16 protein-coding genes are annotated in these 16,538 nt (G+C 46.9%); 8 read left to right on the forward strand and 8 right to left on the reverse strand.

Annotation, left to right across the window (positions count from 1 at the left end; translation table 11 throughout):
* The first annotated feature begins 1 nt into the window (after position 1).
* Positions 2 to 1,321, forward strand: coding sequence for a YihY/virulence factor BrkB family protein (locus BF9343_RS13235; protein ID WP_005798509.1), 1,320 nt, complete (start codon positions 2 to 4; stop codon positions 1,319 to 1,321).
* Positions 1,322 to 1,565: 244 nt separating this feature from the next.
* Here BF9343_RS13235 and BF9343_RS13240 read toward each other — a convergent pair whose 3' ends face one another.
* From BF9343_RS13240 to pstC, 6 genes are all read right to left on the reverse strand, one after another.
* Complete coding sequence (locus BF9343_RS13240; protein ID WP_010993131.1) at positions 1,566 to 2,105, reverse strand: nitroreductase family protein; 540 nt, start codon at positions 2,103 to 2,105, stop codon at positions 1,566 to 1,568.
* Between the two features lie 30 nt (positions 2,106 to 2,135).
* Positions 2,136 to 2,738: a riboflavin synthase gene (locus tag BF9343_RS13245; protein WP_005788568.1), complete on the reverse strand. Its 603-nt coding sequence runs from the start codon at positions 2,736 to 2,738 to the stop codon at positions 2,136 to 2,138.
* Between the two features lie 397 nt (positions 2,739 to 3,135).
* Positions 3,136 to 3,825, reverse strand: a complete 690-nt coding sequence (gene phoU / locus BF9343_RS13250; protein WP_005788573.1) for a phosphate signaling complex protein PhoU — start codon at positions 3,823 to 3,825, stop codon at positions 3,136 to 3,138.
* Positions 3,826 to 3,900: 75 nt separating this feature from the next.
* The gene (gene pstB, locus BF9343_RS13255) at positions 3,901 to 4,662 is read right to left on the reverse strand and encodes a phosphate ABC transporter ATP-binding protein PstB (RefSeq protein ID WP_005788575.1); all 762 of its coding nucleotides are present in this window, start codon (positions 4,660 to 4,662) and stop codon (positions 3,901 to 3,903) included.
* A gap of 35 nt (positions 4,663 to 4,697) precedes the next feature.
* A complete protein-coding gene (pstA, locus tag BF9343_RS13260) occupies positions 4,698 to 5,573 on the reverse strand; it encodes a phosphate ABC transporter permease PstA (protein WP_005788578.1) in 876 nt (291 codons plus the stop codon).
* 1 nt (position 5,574) lies between these two features.
* Complete coding sequence (pstC, locus tag BF9343_RS13265) at positions 5,575 to 6,771, reverse strand: phosphate ABC transporter permease subunit PstC (protein ID WP_005788582.1); 1,197 nt, start codon at positions 6,769 to 6,771, stop codon at positions 5,575 to 5,577.
* Positions 6,772 to 7,094: 323 nt separating this feature from the next.
* Here pstC and BF9343_RS13270 point away from each other — a divergent pair, with 323 nt between their 5' ends.
* The 5 genes from BF9343_RS13270 (at position 7,095) to BF9343_RS13290 (ending at position 13,007) form a co-directional block, all read left to right on the forward strand.
* The gene (locus BF9343_RS13270) at positions 7,095 to 7,907 is read left to right on the forward strand and encodes a PstS family phosphate ABC transporter substrate-binding protein (protein WP_005803239.1); all 813 of its coding nucleotides are present in this window, start codon (positions 7,095 to 7,097) and stop codon (positions 7,905 to 7,907) included.
* 70 nt (positions 7,908 to 7,977) lie between these two features.
* Positions 7,978 to 9,717: a glutamine--tRNA ligase/YqeY domain fusion protein gene (locus BF9343_RS13275; protein ID WP_005798520.1), complete on the forward strand. Its 1,740-nt coding sequence runs from the start codon at positions 7,978 to 7,980 to the stop codon at positions 9,715 to 9,717.
* A 98-nt stretch (positions 9,718 to 9,815) separates the two neighbouring features.
* Positions 9,816 to 11,252, forward strand: coding sequence for a tetratricopeptide repeat protein (locus BF9343_RS13280; RefSeq protein WP_005788591.1), 1,437 nt, complete (start codon positions 9,816 to 9,818; stop codon positions 11,250 to 11,252).
* Positions 11,253 to 11,385: 133 nt separating this feature from the next.
* Positions 11,386 to 12,027, forward strand: coding sequence for a DedA family protein (locus BF9343_RS13285; RefSeq protein ID WP_005788593.1), 642 nt, complete (start codon positions 11,386 to 11,388; stop codon positions 12,025 to 12,027).
* 362 nt (positions 12,028 to 12,389) lie between these two features.
* Positions 12,390 to 13,007 (forward strand): DUF4840 domain-containing protein, encoded by a 618-nt coding sequence (locus BF9343_RS13290; RefSeq protein WP_010993132.1) that lies wholly within the window; start codon positions 12,390 to 12,392, stop codon positions 13,005 to 13,007.
* 147 nt (positions 13,008 to 13,154) lie between these two features.
* Here BF9343_RS13290 and tpx read toward each other — a convergent pair whose 3' ends face one another.
* Positions 13,155 to 13,655, reverse strand: a complete 501-nt coding sequence (gene tpx / locus BF9343_RS13295; RefSeq protein WP_005788597.1) for a thiol peroxidase — start codon at positions 13,653 to 13,655, stop codon at positions 13,155 to 13,157.
* Positions 13,656 to 13,748: 93 nt separating this feature from the next.
* Here tpx and BF9343_RS13300 point away from each other — a divergent pair, with 93 nt between their 5' ends.
* Complete coding sequence (locus BF9343_RS13300; protein WP_005788598.1) at positions 13,749 to 14,330, forward strand: HdeD family acid-resistance protein; 582 nt, start codon at positions 13,749 to 13,751, stop codon at positions 14,328 to 14,330.
* Positions 14,331 to 14,468: 138 nt separating this feature from the next.
* Here the strand turns inward: BF9343_RS13300 and mpi are convergent, their stop codons facing one another.
* On the reverse strand, positions 14,469 to 15,062 hold the full coding sequence (gene mpi / locus BF9343_RS13305; RefSeq protein WP_005803229.1) for a serine-type multi-promoter DNA invertase Mpi: 594 nt from the start codon (positions 15,060 to 15,062) through the stop codon (positions 14,469 to 14,471).
* Positions 15,063 to 15,296: 234 nt separating this feature from the next.
* Between mpi and BF9343_RS13310 the strand changes: the two genes are divergently transcribed.
* Positions 15,297 to 16,217 (forward strand): Tsr19 family tyrosine-type DNA invertase, encoded by a 921-nt coding sequence (locus BF9343_RS13310; RefSeq protein WP_009293248.1) that lies wholly within the window; start codon positions 15,297 to 15,299, stop codon positions 16,215 to 16,217.
* Positions 16,218 to 16,538 lie beyond the last annotated feature (321 nt).

Below are 16,538 nucleotides of genomic sequence, written 5' to 3' on the forward strand. Positions count from 1 at the left end.
TATGAATCAGCGTCTCTCCGATATATGGAAATTCATTACCTATGATATCTGGCGGATCACGGAAAGCGAAGTCACCCGCACCAAGTTCTCGATATACAATATCATCAAAACGATCTATCTCTGCGTCAACCGCTTCAACAAAGACCGCATTGTCAATAAAGCCTCAGCGCTGACCTACAGCACCCTGCTCGCCATTGTGCCCATACTCGCCATCGTCTTTGCCATCGCGCGCGGATTCGGGGTCTCCACTTTGATGGAAAGCCAGTTTCGTGATGGCTTCGGAGGGTCCACCGAGGCGACGGATATTATCCTGCAATTCGTAGACTCGTATCTGTCACAGACCAAAAACGGTATTTTTATCGGAGTCGGCCTGGTCATGTTACTGTGGACCGTACTCAACCTGGTCAGTAACATTGAAATCACCTTCAACCGCATCTGGCAGGTAAAGAAAGGGCGCAGCATGTACCGCAAAATCACCGATTACTTTTCAATGTTCCTATTGATGCCGATCCTGATCGTAGTATCGGGCGGTCTTTCCATCTTTGTAGGCACAATGCTGAAGAGTATGGCGGATTTTGTTTTACTTGCCCCTATCCTGAAATTCCTGATCCGTCTGATTCCGTTCGTGCTGACCTGGCTGATGTTTACGGGACTCTATATCTTCATGCCCAATACCAAGGTGAAATTCAAGCATGCACTGATCTCCGGCATCCTGGCCGGTTCGGCTTATCAGGCATTTCAGTTCCTGTACATCAGCAGTCAGTTGTGGGTGTCCAAATACAATGCCATTTACGGTAGTTTCGCCGCTCTCCCGATGTTCTTGTTATGGTTGCAGATATCATGGACCATCTGCCTGTTCGGTGCCGAGCTGACGTATGCCGGCCAGAACATCCGCAACTTCAGTTTCGACAGAGATACGCAGAACATCAGTCGCCGTTACCGCGATTTCATATCTATCTTAATCATGTCTCTTATAGCCAAACGTTTCGAAAACAACGAAACGCCTTACACCGCCGAAGAGATATCCGAAGAACATCGCATCCCGATTCGGCTGACCAATCAGATACTTTACCAACTGCAGGAGATACACCTGATTCACGAAGTAGTCACCGATCAAAAAAGCGAGGATATCGCATACCAGCCTTCCATCGACATCAATCAGCTGAATGTAGCGCTATTGCTCGACCGGCTGGACACATACGGCTCAGAAGATTTTAAAGTCGATAAAGACGAGGAATTCAGCGAGCAATGGAAGGTTTTGCTTGACTCCAGGGAAGAATATTATAAAAAGGCAAGCAAAGTATTGCTGAAGGACTTGTAGTTCAGCACGGGAAACGGTATCCAAACTCTTTCCACCACAGAGCGACACGGAGTCTCACGGAGGGTTTTCACCACAGATTACGCAGATTGACACAGATTAATAATTTCTTCCACCGAGAACCGGATGATATAATCCGTGAAAATCGGTGTAATCTGTGGTGAAATAAATTCCGTTTCCGATAAGAGCGATATGGGTTTTCTTTATGTCTCCTACCCGCAGAGCCCATTCTGTATCACTCAGATCATTAATAGCTGTTATAAGAAATAATTTTCCCGCTTTCTTTCCGGATCTTCTTTCGTTTCTCTTTCACCGGATATCCGATCAGGATATCCAGTAATACACGTTTGGAAGAGGGAATACCGGTCAGGCTCTTTATCTCTTTTTCATCGAACCAGCCGAGTATACATGATCCCAGCCCTTCGCTTTCGGCAGCCAGCACCATGTGTGCAGCCACAATACCGATATCGATCAACGGAAAATGTTTTCCCTTCAGTTTTCCGCCCAGCCGCGAAGTAATGTTGGCAGACTCTTCTACAACGATGATATGCACCGGAGCATCCTTGGCAAATTTATTCATTCCCAAGCCCGCAGCAGCCTTACCGACCTTCTCCGCCAATGACGGATCGGTCACTACCACGAACCTCCAAGGCTGGGCATTGCAGGCAGAAGGTGCCAGCCGTCCCGCTTCAAGGATGCGTTCCAGCTTATCCGCCTCCACAAGACGCGATTTATCGTAAGCCCTGTCACTTTGCCGGGCATTTACCAATTGCAGAAAGTCGTTCATACTTTTTTCACCTCTACTCCCCGGTCCACCTTATTTGTACTGGATCATCCGGCTGATATACTTGCCGATAATATCAAATTCCAGGTTGACAACACTGCCCTTCCCGAAAGTATGGAAATTGGTATGCTCGTAGGTATATGGGATAATCGCCACCTGAAAAGTATCGTCAGTCGGGTTGCATACCGTCAGGCTGACACCGTTGACCGTAACCGAACCCTTATCGACCGTAATATAGCCGCGCTTGGCCATCTCTTTGTCGAAAGCATATTTAAACGTAAAATACCAGCTTCCGTCTGCATCTTTGATATCGATACATTCGGCGGTCTGATCCACATGTCCCTGCACAATATGGCCGTCCAGACGTCCGTTCATCATCATGCTGCGTTCCACGTTCACCTTGTCCCCCACTTTCAGCAGACGAAGGTTCGACCGGTCCAGTGTCTCTTTCATGGCAGTCACAGTGTAGGTATCTTCAGTCATGCTGACCACGGTCAGGCAGACCCCATTGTGAGAGATACTCTGATCTATCTTCAATTCATTTACAAACGAACACTTCAGTGTGAAATGTATATTCTCCTGGTCTTTCACCAGTGCCACAACGGTAGCATACTCTTCTACGATTCCGGAAAACATAGTTCTATTTTTAATTTAGGATTCACAATTAAAACAGAGGTGTGATGCGACTCACATTCGCCCACCCCCTCACAGGGGTCAAAGATACAAAGAAAATGGGATTGGATAAAGAATCAACATAAAAAAGCGGGGCTTTTCACAAAGCCCCGCTTTTCAGTTTTCAATAGGTATTAGTTTTTTTTTAAGGTAAAAAGATTGTTTTCAGGATAACGATGCAAATATAGGTGCTTTTCTCGTTATGAACCAAATATAAAAACATGTCATATAACATCTTTTTGATTTTTCTTTGGATTTATTATCATTTCAAAAAAAACTCCTGTAACCGAACCGTTACAGGAGACAAATATATGACATTTTTTTAAGTAGCACTAATTTTTGTTTAAAAATTTGCGATTTATTATTTAGCAGGATAATGCTCTTCTACCTTGCCACTATGCTTCAAGACTTTAGCATCGATGAAAAAGACTATCTCTTCTGCAATATTCGTTATATGGTCGCCGGAACGTTCCAATTTACGGAATACTCCCACCAGATTGAGGCACGAGAGAGTGCTTTCCGGATGCTCTTTGATATACTCTGCCAAAACAGCCGTAGCCTCCGCATTGATCTCGTCCAATAAATTATCTTTAGCGAATACGGAGGTTGCCAGCTCCAGGCTCTCTTCGTTCAATGCGCGTTTTGCCACTTCAAGCATCGAAAGCACCTGTTTCTGCATCTCTTCCAGACGGAGTCGTTTCAGTAACTCTTCATCCAGAACCGGCTCTTCACTCTTCACTACAAAACGTGCGATTCCTTCTGCAAAGTCGCCCAGACGCTCCAGGTTGGTGTTGATTTTCAACATGGCCAACACAAAGCGAAGGTCGATAGCTACCGGATTATATAAAGCGATCACGTCTTCCACGTCGCTGTCTATCTTCAATTCGAAAGCATTCACCCTGCGTTCACGGACAATCACCTGCTGGGCCAGTTCCTTATCCAGGGTCAACACTGCCTCCCCTGCCCTGTCCAACTGGTTGTAAACCAATGTCCACATCTCGTCTATTTCCTTTTTCAGCAGAACAAGTTCTGATTCTATAAACTTCACCATATTCTATTAAATTTATTATTAAGCAAATATACAATATTAAATGATACATCGAGCTGCATGCCGATCAATCGTATGTCATCCGAAACGTCCGGTTATATAGTTTTGTGTCGCTTCCTTCTCCGGGTTCGTAAAGATCTTCTTCGTGTCGCCAAACTCCACCATCTGCCCCATATAGAAAAACGCCGTCTTATCACTGACACGTGCAGCCTGCTGCATATTGTGCGTCACAATCACAATGGTATACCGTTCTTTCAACTCGTGTATCAACTCTTCCACCTTTGCCGTCGAAATAGGGTCGAGCGCCGAAGCCGGTTCGTCCATCAACAGCACCGAAGGCGATACAGCCATTGCGCGTGCGATACAAAGGCGCTGCTGCTGTCCGCCGGACAAGGCAAAAGCCGATTCTTTCAGTTTGTCCTTCACTTCATCCCAAAGCGCGGCACCCTTCAGGGTCTCCTCCACCCGCTGACGGATAAAGGCATTATCTTTCACTCCATTCACTCTCAACCCGTAAGCCACGTTTTCAAAAATGCTTTTCGGAAAAGGATTGGGACGCTGGAACACCATGCCTACATTTTTACGCAGCTCGTCCACCTGCACTCCCTTGTCATAGATGTTTTCGCCGTCTATGCGGATCTCTCCCGTCAGGCGGGTTGCAGGAATCAAGTCGTTCATCCGATTAAAAAGGCGTAGAAAAGTAGATTTCCCACATCCGGAAGGACCTATAAACGCGACTACCGATTTTTCTTCAATCTCCATACTGATCCCCTTCAGTGCATGGAAGTCACCATACCAGAAGTTCACATCACGCGCATCAATTTTTACTGTTGTATCCATATCTTTTGTTGTACTCCGTCACTAAGAAACAGTTTCTAATTCATTTTTACTTTCTTCTCAAAATACTTTCGCAAGGCATTGGCCAGCAGGTTCACCAGGAGTATGATTACAATCAGTACCAAGGCCGTTCCATAAGCCAGAGGCAACTGTGCCTCCATATCCGTTCCGCTGGTCGATATCACATACAAGTGATAGGGCAATGCCATACATTGATCTAAGATGCTTGTGGGCAATTGCGGGAGGAAATACGCCGCACAAGTGAACAGGATCGGAGCCGTTTCTCCCGACACACGTCCCAAGGCCAGAATCAATCCGGTGATGATATTCGGCATTCCCATAGGCAGAATCACGTGCCAGATGGTCTGAAGCTTGGTAGCTCCCAGTGCACGGCTTCCCTCGCGCATGCTGTCCGGTATTGCCTTCAATGCCTCTTCCGTAGTACGGATCACCAAAGGTACGCAAAGCAGCCCCAACGTCAGCGAACCCGCCAGAATACTATCGCCGAAATCCATATAATTAACAAACAGCGCCATACCGAAGAGACCGAAAACAATCGACGGAATACCGCTCAGGTTGTTGGTCATCACCCGGATAAAGCGTACCAGTTTGCCCTTCGGCGCATACTCGTTCATGTAAATACCACTCATCACACCCACCGGAAAGGCAAACAGCGCACTGCCCACCATCAGGTAGAATGTACCCACGATAGCCGGCCAGATGCCTCCTCCCGTCATCCCGTCAGTAGGAGCGGTGGTCAGAAAATCCCAGCTGATCACGCCGATACCCTTATAGATGATGAATCCCAGAATCGCGAACAAAATCAGCACAATGCATAAACTCAGCAGCCGGAATATGCCGAAAGCGATCCCCTGCGAACGTCTTTTAGCTTTTGTATTATTCAGTATTTCCATATTACTTACTACGTTTTACGCCCTTAGATGAAATGTACTCCACACTAAAGTTGATGATTAATGTAATGAAGAACAGCACTACCCCCAGCAGGAACAGAGCCTGATAGTGTGGTCCCCCTGCCGGTGCTTCTCCGAGTTCGGCCGCAATGGTTGCCGGGATTGTGCGCAAAGGTTCGAGAATGGTAGTGGGAATCACGGCGGCATTTCCGGTCACCATCAAAACCGCCATCGTCTCGCCGATAGCGCGTCCGATACCCAACACCACCCCCGAGGTAATGCCCGAGATCGAATAAGGAATCACTACTTTATAAATGGTCTGCCACTGCGAAGCTCCGAGTGCCAGGCTGGCTTCGCGCATGGCACGGGGACAGTTGCGCATGGCGTCTTCAGTCACCGTTATGATAGTGGGCAATGCCATGATGGCAAGCACAATGCTTCCCGCAAGTCCGCTCTCCCCCACCGGCAAATCAAATACTTTCTGAATCAAAGGTACAATCACGATCAAGCCGAAAAAGCCATATACCACCGAAGGAATACCGCTCAGCAACTCTATCACCGGCTTCAGCCAACTACGTACTTTCGAATCGGCCACCTCTGACATATAGATCGATACCGAAAGTCCGAACGGCAAAGCAATCAATATGGCAAACAGGCTCACCCAAAGCGTACCGGTTATCAGCGGCAGAAAGCCGAACAAAGGTGCGGGAGTAGCCGTCGGAAACCATTCCGCTCCGGCAAAGACCTCCTTCACAGAAATGGTGTTATCCTTTATGAAATGTACCGCATCCGGCCGTACCACAAACTTCTGAGGAATAAAAGCAACGATACCGGGTGTTTTCTGAATCAGCTCCATAATCTTTTCCCCTGCATTCTCGTAGGCTTCTCCCAGTTCTTCTTCCGAGTAGTAGTGCGTGATGTCTTCCAGACGGAACACCCGGATCGGGAGATCTTCACCCCCCAACTCTTTCCAGTTGGTGATCTCTTCATCAAAGACATCTTTAATTTGCATCGGTGTCAGTTCGCTTACCTTATTATCTTTGTTCAGCGCCAGCACATATCCCTCTTCAATAACCTTGCTGCTGAACAGGCCGAATGCCTCGGTAAAAAGGAAAAGCACAATCAGCAGAATCGTAATACTCGTTACAAAACCGCTACAGGTCAATATTCCTTCTATAATTCTTTCAAAAACCTTCTTCATACCTTTTGATTTTCATGATGCAAAGAAACGGAGTAAGTATTAAGGAGGTGTGAATACGGTTTGAAGGAACTGTTTCAAACCTGTTACGTTTCTGTTACAAGACAAGATGCAGCACGTTTTGAAACAGGAATGTAACACGCTATTGCTTTATTTGCACATAAAATAGAATCCACCACAGGATTCACCACAGAGTACACAGAGTCTCGCAGAGAACACAGACTCTCGCAGAGAAATTCGTTTTCTCTAAAATACTGTAACAAAAGATTAAAGACCTGTGGAACTCTGTGTTACTCTGTGGTGAATCAAACTCAAAACTTAATCATATGAAAGTTAGAACTATCTTATTCGCCGCCCTCTCACTCGCAGCATTGCATGCCAACGCTCAGCGCATCAAAGGCAGTGACACCGTACTGCCCGTAGCCCAGCAAACCGCCGAACGCTTCATGAACCGTGAACCCGACGCCCGTGTCACAGTCACCGGAGGCGGTACAGGGGTAGGCATCTCCGCCCTGATGGACAACACCACTGACATCGCCATGGCTTCACGCCCCATCAAATTCAGCGAAAAGATGAAAGCCAAAGCCGCCAAACGGGATATAGACGAAGTGATCGTCGCTTACGATGCGCTGGCTGTCGTTGTACACCCGTCCAATCCGGTGAAAAAACTCACCCGCCGGCAACTGGAAGACATCTTCCGCGGAAAAATAACCAACTGGAAACAAGTGGGAGGCGACGACCGCAAGATCGTGGTTTACTCTCGCGAGACCTCTTCCGGCACCTACGAGTTCTTCAAAGAGAGCGTCCTCAAGAACAAGAATTATATGAGCAGCAGTCTCTCCATGCCCGCCACCGGAGCCATTATCCAATCCGTCAGCCAGACCAAAGGGGCAATCGGCTATGTAGGGCTCGCTTATGTGTCGCCGCGCATCAAGACTCTGTCCATCTCGTATGATGGCGAGCACTATGCCACCCCGACCGTAGAGAACGCCACCAACAAGACTTATCCCATCGTCCGCCCCCTCTACTACTATTATGATGCAAAGAACAAAACACAAATCGCTCCCCTGCTCGAGTTTATTCTCTCTCCCGAAGGACAGGATATTATAAAAAAGAGTGGATATATACCCGTGAAATAAGGATATACAAAAAAAATATCCTACTTTTGCAGCAACTTATTAGCTACGAGCTTTTATAATAATGACAGATATGACAGATATAAAAAACGAAGAAGCAGGCGAAAAGAAAAGCCTCAATTTCATTGAACAGGCAGTAGAAAATGATTTGAAAGCTGGAAAGAACGGGGGAAAAGTACAAACACGGTTCCCGCCGGAACCAAACGGTTACCTGCACATCGGGCACGCTAAAGCCATTTGTCTCGACTTCGGCATCGCTGCCGCACACGGCGGTGTGTGCAACCTTCGTTTCGACGACACTAACCCGACGAAAGAGGATATGGAATATGTAGAAGCCATCCAGGAAGATATCCGGTGGCTGGGATTCCAATGGGGCAACGTATATTATGCCTCAGATTATTTCCAACAATTATGGGACTTTGCCGTCACTCTGATTAAAGAAGGCAAGGCCTACGTAGACGAGCAGACTTCAGAACAGATAGCGCAACAGAAAGGCACTCCCACCCAACCCGGTGTCGAGAGTCCGTACCGCAACCGTCCGATCGAAGAGAGCCTTGCCCTGTTCGAAAAGATGAATAGCGACGAAGCCAAGGAAGGTTCCATGGTGCTTCGTGCCAAAATAGACATGGCAAGCCCCAACATGCACTTCCGCGACCCGATCATGTACCGCATCCTGCATGTGGCACACCACCGCACCGGAACCCAATGGAAAGCCTACCCGATGTATGACTTTGCACACGGTCAGAGCGACTATTTCGAAGGAGTCACCCACTCACTCTGTACACTCGAGTTCGTGCCTCACCGTCCTCTTTACGATCTGTTCATCGACTGGCTGAAAGAAGGCAAGGACCTGGACGACAACCGTCCCCGTCAGACGGAGTTCAACAAACTGAACCTAAACTACACGCTGATGAGTAAACGCAACCTGCTGATCCTGGTGAAGGAAGGACTGGTGAACGACTGGGACGATCCCCGTATGCCGACTCTCTGCGGATTCCGCCGTCGCGGCTATTCTCCCGAATCCATCCGTAAGTTCATCGATAAAATAGGTTACACCACTTACGATGCACTCAACGACTTCGCCCTGCTCGAAAGCGCCGTACGCGAAGACCTGAATGCCCGTGCCACCCGTGTATCTGCCGTACTGAACCCGGTGAAACTGATCATCACCAACTATCCCGAAGGACAAGTTGAGGAACTGGAAGCCATCAACAACCCCGAAGATCCGACAGCCGGAAGCCATACCATCGAGTTCAGCCGCGAACTGTGGATGGAACGCGATGACTTCATGGAAGATGCCCCGAAGAAATATTTCCGCATGACTCCGGGACAGGAAGTGCGTCTGAAGAATGCCTACATCGTGAAATGTACAGGCTGCAAGAAAGACGAGAACGGCACCGTGACCGAGGTATACTGCGAATACGATCCCAACACCAGAAGCGGCATGCCCGACGCCAACCGCAAGGTGAAAGGCACCCTCCATTGGCTCAGCTGCAACCATTGCCTGCCGGCAGAGGTGCGTCTGTACGACCGTCTCTGGAAAGTGGAAAACCCGCGCGACGAAATGGCAGCCATCCGTGAAGCCAAAGGTTGCGACGCCCTCGAAGCCATGAAGGAAATGATCAATCCGGATTCACTGACCGTACTGCCCCATTGCTATATAGAGAAGTACGTGGCCGACATGCCCGCGCTCTCTTATCTGCAATTCCAGCGTATCGGTTATTTCAATATCGACAAAGATTCCACCCCCGGACATCTGGTATTCAACCGCACCGTAGGACTGAAAGATACCTGGGGAAAGATCAATAAATAATTTTTGGGCAAGGGAGCGTGTGTCGGAACTCACCACAGGGGACACACCTCCCCCTCCGTCGAATCGAATGATTATTAACTGTATAATTGCTAATTAAATTGGGCAGAAAAAACTCCCCGTCCGAAAGAGAGCGGGAATTACAGAACCTTATCGCACAATACGAAGCGGTAAAAGCCAAAAACGAATCGCTATACCTGGACGGTGACCAATTGGCTGATATTGCCGATCTATATGCCTCCGAACGTAAGTTTAAGGAAGCCCAGGAGGTCATAACATACGGACTCGGACTCCATCCGGGACACACCGACCTCATGGTCGAACAGGCTTACCTGTTCCTGGATCTCAATCAACCCCAAAAGGCCAAAGAGGTGGCCGAACTCATCACCGACACTTACTCCTCCAACGTAAAACTACTCCTGGCCGAACTGCTGCTGAACGAAGGTAAACTGGATGCCGCCGACCAAATGCTCGACAGTATAGAAGAGGAAGAGAAAAACGACCTGGGCATCTTGGTCGATATTGTCTACCTGTACACCGACTTAGGTTATCCGGAGAAAGGCGTACAATGGCTCAAACGGGGTGCGGAGATGTACAAAGATGACGAAGACTTCCTGGCAGCCACCGCCGATTGCTACGGTGCGGCCGGAGCAGAATACATAGAGCAAGCCATCGTTGTCTTCAACAAGCTGATCGACAAGAATCCCTATAACCCGGCTTATTGGGTAGGCCTGGCCAAATGCCAGTTTGCCACCAAAGATTTCGATAAAGCCATCGAGTCCTGTGACTTTGCCATCGCAGCCGACGAAGAATTCGGCGAAGCCCACATCATCAAGGCACACAGCCTCTTTCATCTTGAGAACATCGAGGGAGCCATCGTTGAATACCGGAAAGCCCTGAAGTATAAAACGCTCTCCCCCGAATTTACATATATGTTCATCGGACTGGCCTACACCCAGCAGGAAAATTGGGCTGAAGCCAACGAAAGTTACAGCATGGCTCTCCGGGCGATCGAAGAAAACGGTAACGGTTCTTCCCCGCTATTGTCCGATATCTATTCAAACAAAGCACTTTGCGCTTCCCGCCAGGGCGACTCGGAAGAAGCCCACCGGCTTTGCCGACTGGCAAAAGAGCTCGCCCCCCAGGATGCAGAACCCTACCTGCTCGAGGGACGCATCTATATGGAAGAGGATAATTTCGACCTGGCCCGTGCAGAGTGGGCATTGGCTCTCCGCTATGCCCCCGAAGCAGATACCTGGATGGAAATAGGCAACTACAGCCTCGAGTTCCGCATGCTCGAGAACGCACGCTTCTGCTTCGAGCAGGTGCTGGAAGAAGATCCCGAGTACCCCAAGATCTGCGAACAACTGGCCGCCGTATGCCTCGTCCTTCAGGATCATGAAGGATTCAAGAAATACAACGCGATGTCCGGCGATTCCATCAATCTCGACTCCCTCCGGGATACGATACTGGAAATGGGTGTCGACGGAGAACAGATGCTTCGCGAACTGGACGATTTTTTAAAAGACGAAAAATAATCAAGTTCACCACAGAGTTCCACAGAGATTATTTTCTCTTCATATCTTATAAACAAGAGATTAAAAAACTCTGTGGTACTCTGTGGTAAATCAAAAAAAACAAAACTATATCAATTCAATCTAAATTAAACAAATGGAATCTGTAGCCTTCATTCAGTGGTGCTTAGACCACCTCAATTACTGGACCATTACTTTATTAATGACCATTGAAAGTTCTTTCATTCCTTTTCCATCCGAAGTAGTCGTTCCTCCGGCAGCCTACAAAGCGGCAGTCAACGAAGAGCTGAACATCTATCTGGTAGTGCTCTTCGCCACCCTGGGAGCCAACCTCGGTGCTATTATCAATTACTATCTGGCCCGCTGGCTGGGACGTCCCATCGTCTACAAGTTCGCCAACAGCCGTTTCGGACACATGTGCCTGATCGATGAAGCCAAAGTGCAGCATGCCGAAGAATATTTCGACAAGCACGGAGCACTCTCCACTTTTATCGGTCGCCTGATTCCCGCTGTCCGCCAGTTGATCTCCATTCCTGCAGGACTTGCCCGCATGAAGCTGCACACGTTCCTGATCTACACCACTCTGGGTGCCGGATTATGGAACACTATCCTCGCTGCCATCGGTTATTACCTTTCCACCGTACCCGGCATCGAAAGCGAAGAGCAACTGCTTGCCAAAGTAACAGAATACAGCCATGAACTGGGCTACTGCTTCATCGTCATCGGAGTCTTCATCGTAGGTTTCCTTGTCTACAAAGGAATGAAGAAAAAGAAATAGTGCCTCCACAGCAAGAATCAGCATTCACCACAGAGTAACACAGAGCAACACAGAGTGAACTTAATCTATCGATAACGAATGGTAGTGAACTCTAAGAACTTTGTATTACTCTGTATTACTCTCTACTCTCTATTACTCCGTGAGACTCTGTGGTACTCCGTGGTAAAACTCCGCCTTCATCCCTCCCTCAAAAAAAATCTTTCTTTTTTTTCGTCCTCCATGCAGTACCTTTATATTTTCTGCATTTACTTATTGTACGTACACCAAACCAGTTATTGACAATTCATCAAAAAAACAAATCCTAGGCCTTACAGTTGTTTGATGAAAAAGCAATTTATGTAACAAATTTAATGTTTAAAAAAATGAAAAAAGATTTCAACTTAACCAAGCTTTTTTATTCTTTTGCGATTGCTTTCTCAGTGGTAACCTTGTCTTCTTGCAACAACGATGACAATTCTCCGCTTCCTCCTCCATCCACCAACGATGTGGCAGGCACCTATAACGGAAAAGTACTGATAACTCCGGTGACTCCCGCCACTGTAAAAGAAAATGCCGGAGAAGCTCCCCAGGGACAAGACGTAAACGCTACGGTGAAAAATGACACGGTGTTCTTCGACAAATTGCCGGTAACCGAACTTATTACCTCCATTGTAGGCGATAAAGACAAAGCGGAAGCCATTGTCAAAGCCATCGGTGACGTAAAATACAAAGTAGGCTACAAGCCGGCTCTCAACACAGAGAAGGACAGCATCTACCTTGCTTTCGATCCGAAACCGTTGACCCTTCAACTGCCTGCAGCCGTAGAAGGCCAGGAAGGACAGACTGTTACCGTAACCATTTCGTCTCCGGACAAAGGCAGCTTTGCTTACAAGAAAAATCAGTTGAAGTTGAAGCTCAGCGCCGATAAAGTGGAACTGGCAGGCGTAGCGGTACCTGTTCCTCAGACCCTGTTCGACTTCGGTATGACCAAAAAGAAGTGATTGCCTGTTCAACACACGTAACAAGCAGTAGTCATAGGGGGTAAAGCCTGTAAAGACAGGCTTTATACCCGCATGAAAAAGTCCGTGCTCTCCCCCCCGGAGTGAACACGGACTTTCTGTTCCTTGAAACCATTCAAAAAAAAAAGATTATTTCACAGCAGCCAATGCCTTTTCATAATCCGGCTCCTGAGTAATCTCCGGCACAAGCTCTGTATAAGCTACTTTCCCGTCTTTCCCAATCACCACTACCGCACGCGCCAGCAGTCCGGCCAGCGGTCCGTCAGCCATCCTCACGCCATAGCTCTCGTCGAAGTCCGAAAAGCGGAAATCCGACAACGGAATCACGTTTTCGATACCCTCTGTCGTGCAGAAGCGTCCCTGCGCAAACGGCAAGTCTTTCGAAATGGCCAATACCACGGTATCCTTCATTCCGGCTGCCATTTTATTGAATTTACGCACCGAAGTGGCGCACACACCGGTATCCAGACTCGGGAAAATATTCAGAACAATATTCTTACCTTTCAGATCTTTTAGTGCGAAAGAAGATAAATCACTTTTCACCAGCTCGAAATCGGGAGCCACCTTTCCAACCTGTATAAATTCGCCAATCAGCTTTACCGGTTGTCCTTTGAAATTTGTTGTTGCCATAATTGATAACTCTAAGTTTTATTTACTATATTCTAAACAATCGGTGCAAGAACTTTGTTCACGATGGACAATAATCTAAAAAATAAAATTGATATGAAAACTTTATTCGACGAGATGGAACACGCAGTCAAAAACTGGTGGTTATCTCTTATTCTGGGTATTCTGTACATCATCGTGGCTCTCTGTCTGCTATTCGCACCGGGAAGCAGTTACATTGCCCTCAGCGTCATCTTCAGCATTTCGATGCTGATAAGTGGTATCATCGAAATCATCTTCTCCATCAGTAACCGGCGAGGCATCTCGTCCTGGGGATGGTACCTCGCAGGCGGTATCATCGATCTGATCTTAGGCATCTACCTGGTAGCCTATCCGCTGCTCAGCATGGAAGTCATACCGTTCATAGTCGCCTTCTGGATGATGTTCCGCGGTTTCTCCGCCACAGGCTATTCTATGGACCTGAAGCGTTATGGCACCCGTGAGTGGGGATGGTACATGGGATTCGGCATCCTCGCCATCATTTGTTCGCTGATCATCCTGTGGCAGCCGGCCGTAGGTGCCCTCTACGTTATATATATGCTGGCATTCACTTTCCTGATCATCGGATTCTTCCGTGTCATGTTGTCCTTCGAACTGAAAAGCCTTCATAAACGATCAACGGTGATGAACGGTAAATGATAAACATTGAATGAACCCCTATTCACCACAGATTACACAGATTAACACAGATATTTTAATTAAACTCTCAGTAAAATAAATTATTAATCTGTGAGAATCTGTGTAATCTGCGGTGAATTATGACTCCCCTAACCGTTACTAATACATCGTTTTCATAAACCGGAACAGGGTTGTTCTGGATACCCCCATCTTCTCCGCCAATTCCGAGTAAGTAGTTCCTTTGTCAAGTTCTTTGGTAAGTACGCGCTTATTGGCACGCAGCAATTTTATTTTAGGCGTATCCCCTTTCTTTCGGCCTAAAGTCATTCCTTCCTGCTTTCTGCGTGCGAGAGCTTCTTTGGTACGCATCGAAATCAGGTTCCTTTCTATTTCCGCCATCAGTCCGAACGCGAATCCCAGCACCTTGCTGTTGATGTCGTCCTGAAACACATAGCCCTCTTTGGTGCTATAGAGCACTACCTGCTTCTTAATACAAAAATTCAGGATAGTCATAATCTCGAGCAGTGTACGGCTCAATCTCGAAATCTCCGTTACAATCAGTGTATCCCCGGGATGCATTCTCTTCAATAACTCTGATAGCTTTCTGTCTTTTGTGCTCACGCTTCCGCTTACGGTCTCTGTGTACCACTTGTCAATCGACAACCCATTCTTCTCTGCAAATCGCATAATCTCTTCCTTCTGATTAGCCAAAAACTGTTTTTCCGTACTTACTCTCAAATAAGCTATTACCATAATTCATGTTTTTAAATGATTAATACACCACGAAAAAACGGCTATTCATTCAAATACGGGACACTTTTTTACGTTCCTTTTTTCTCATGCCACTTGGGTATTTCTGAAACTTTCATTCGTCTATACATTTATGCTATTGATTTTTTACTAATTTCCAGCATATTTTCCAATCTGTCACTCAAAATCTTTTTTATTATAAACCGTGTTCTTGAACACACTAAAAAGAACAAGAAAATGGAAATAGAAAAATTCATTAAATCTTTAGCAAGAAAAGCGAAGTTAGGCGGGCGTTACAGCACAGCCAATACCTACCTCTACACTTTGCACAGTTTTCAGAAGTTTGCGGGAAAAGCCTCACTGACTTTTGAAGAGATCACTCCCGAGAGTATCAAGGAGTACGAGCAATACTTAATCCTCAACGGGAAACGGTACAACACGATCTCGCTCTACATGCGCATGTTGCGTTCCATCTGCAATCAGGCATCGGAGCAGAACATAGCTTCGCTCAACACCCGCGAGCTGTTTGAGAATGTTTTTATCGGCAACGAACCCACTGCCAAGCGTGCCATCTCACCCGTCCTCATTTCCCGCCTGCTCGAAGCAGATTTCAGCAAGAACAGCCGGCTCGATTTTGCCCGCGACCTCTTCTTGCTAAGCTTCTACCTGAGGGGAATCCCGTTTGTCGACCTGGTACATCTCCGCAAGACCGATGTGCAGGGAAACATGCTCGTTTATTTCCGCCAGAAAACGGGACAGCAACTTACGGTAATCATAGAAAACTGCGCCAAAGTGATCTTGCGTAAGTATGCCTCGCTTTGCAAAGAATCCGTCTATCTGCTGCCCGTCATCAGCGCAGCCGGAGAGGAGGGGCACAAGCAGTACCGAAGTGCATTGAGGGTATACAACAAACGCCTCAACCAGATATCCGGAATACTGAAATTGAAGACTCCGCTGACCTCTTATGTGGCACGCCACAGTTGGGCGACCACGGCCCTGCAGAAAGGGGTTCCGGTTTCAGTGATCAGTGCAGGAATGGGGCATGCTTCAGAGAAGGTGACATACATTTATCTGGCATCTTTTGATAACAAAACGCTCAGTAACGCAAATAAAAAAGTGATTGCCGCCGTGAGATTTAAGAAAGAGGAGGAGGAGTGATAATAGCTGTTCTCTTACTTATTAGGTAATAGAACAGATTCATTTGTTTTATCGCTGCAAAAATAGAGATAATAATTGAAACTCCACAAACAAAATGATAATTTCTTTTCTATAAAAGTGGATTATAACCAGTTGAAGTATCAGTTTGAAATAATTTATTCACTTAATAGAAATATTAGTCATAATTCCTGTTTGATGTAATTACTCAAACAGGAGTTTACAATTTGCAATAATTTGACATCAGAATTATATAATCCAGCCCCTGTTTTATGTTTAGTTAACCTCTAAAAGTTATATTTCATATCTTTTCGCTATTCCGCA

Source organism: Bacteroides fragilis NCTC 9343 (assembly GCF_000025985.1).
Classification (GTDB): Bacteria; Bacteroidota; Bacteroidia; order Bacteroidales; family Bacteroidaceae; genus Bacteroides; species Bacteroides fragilis.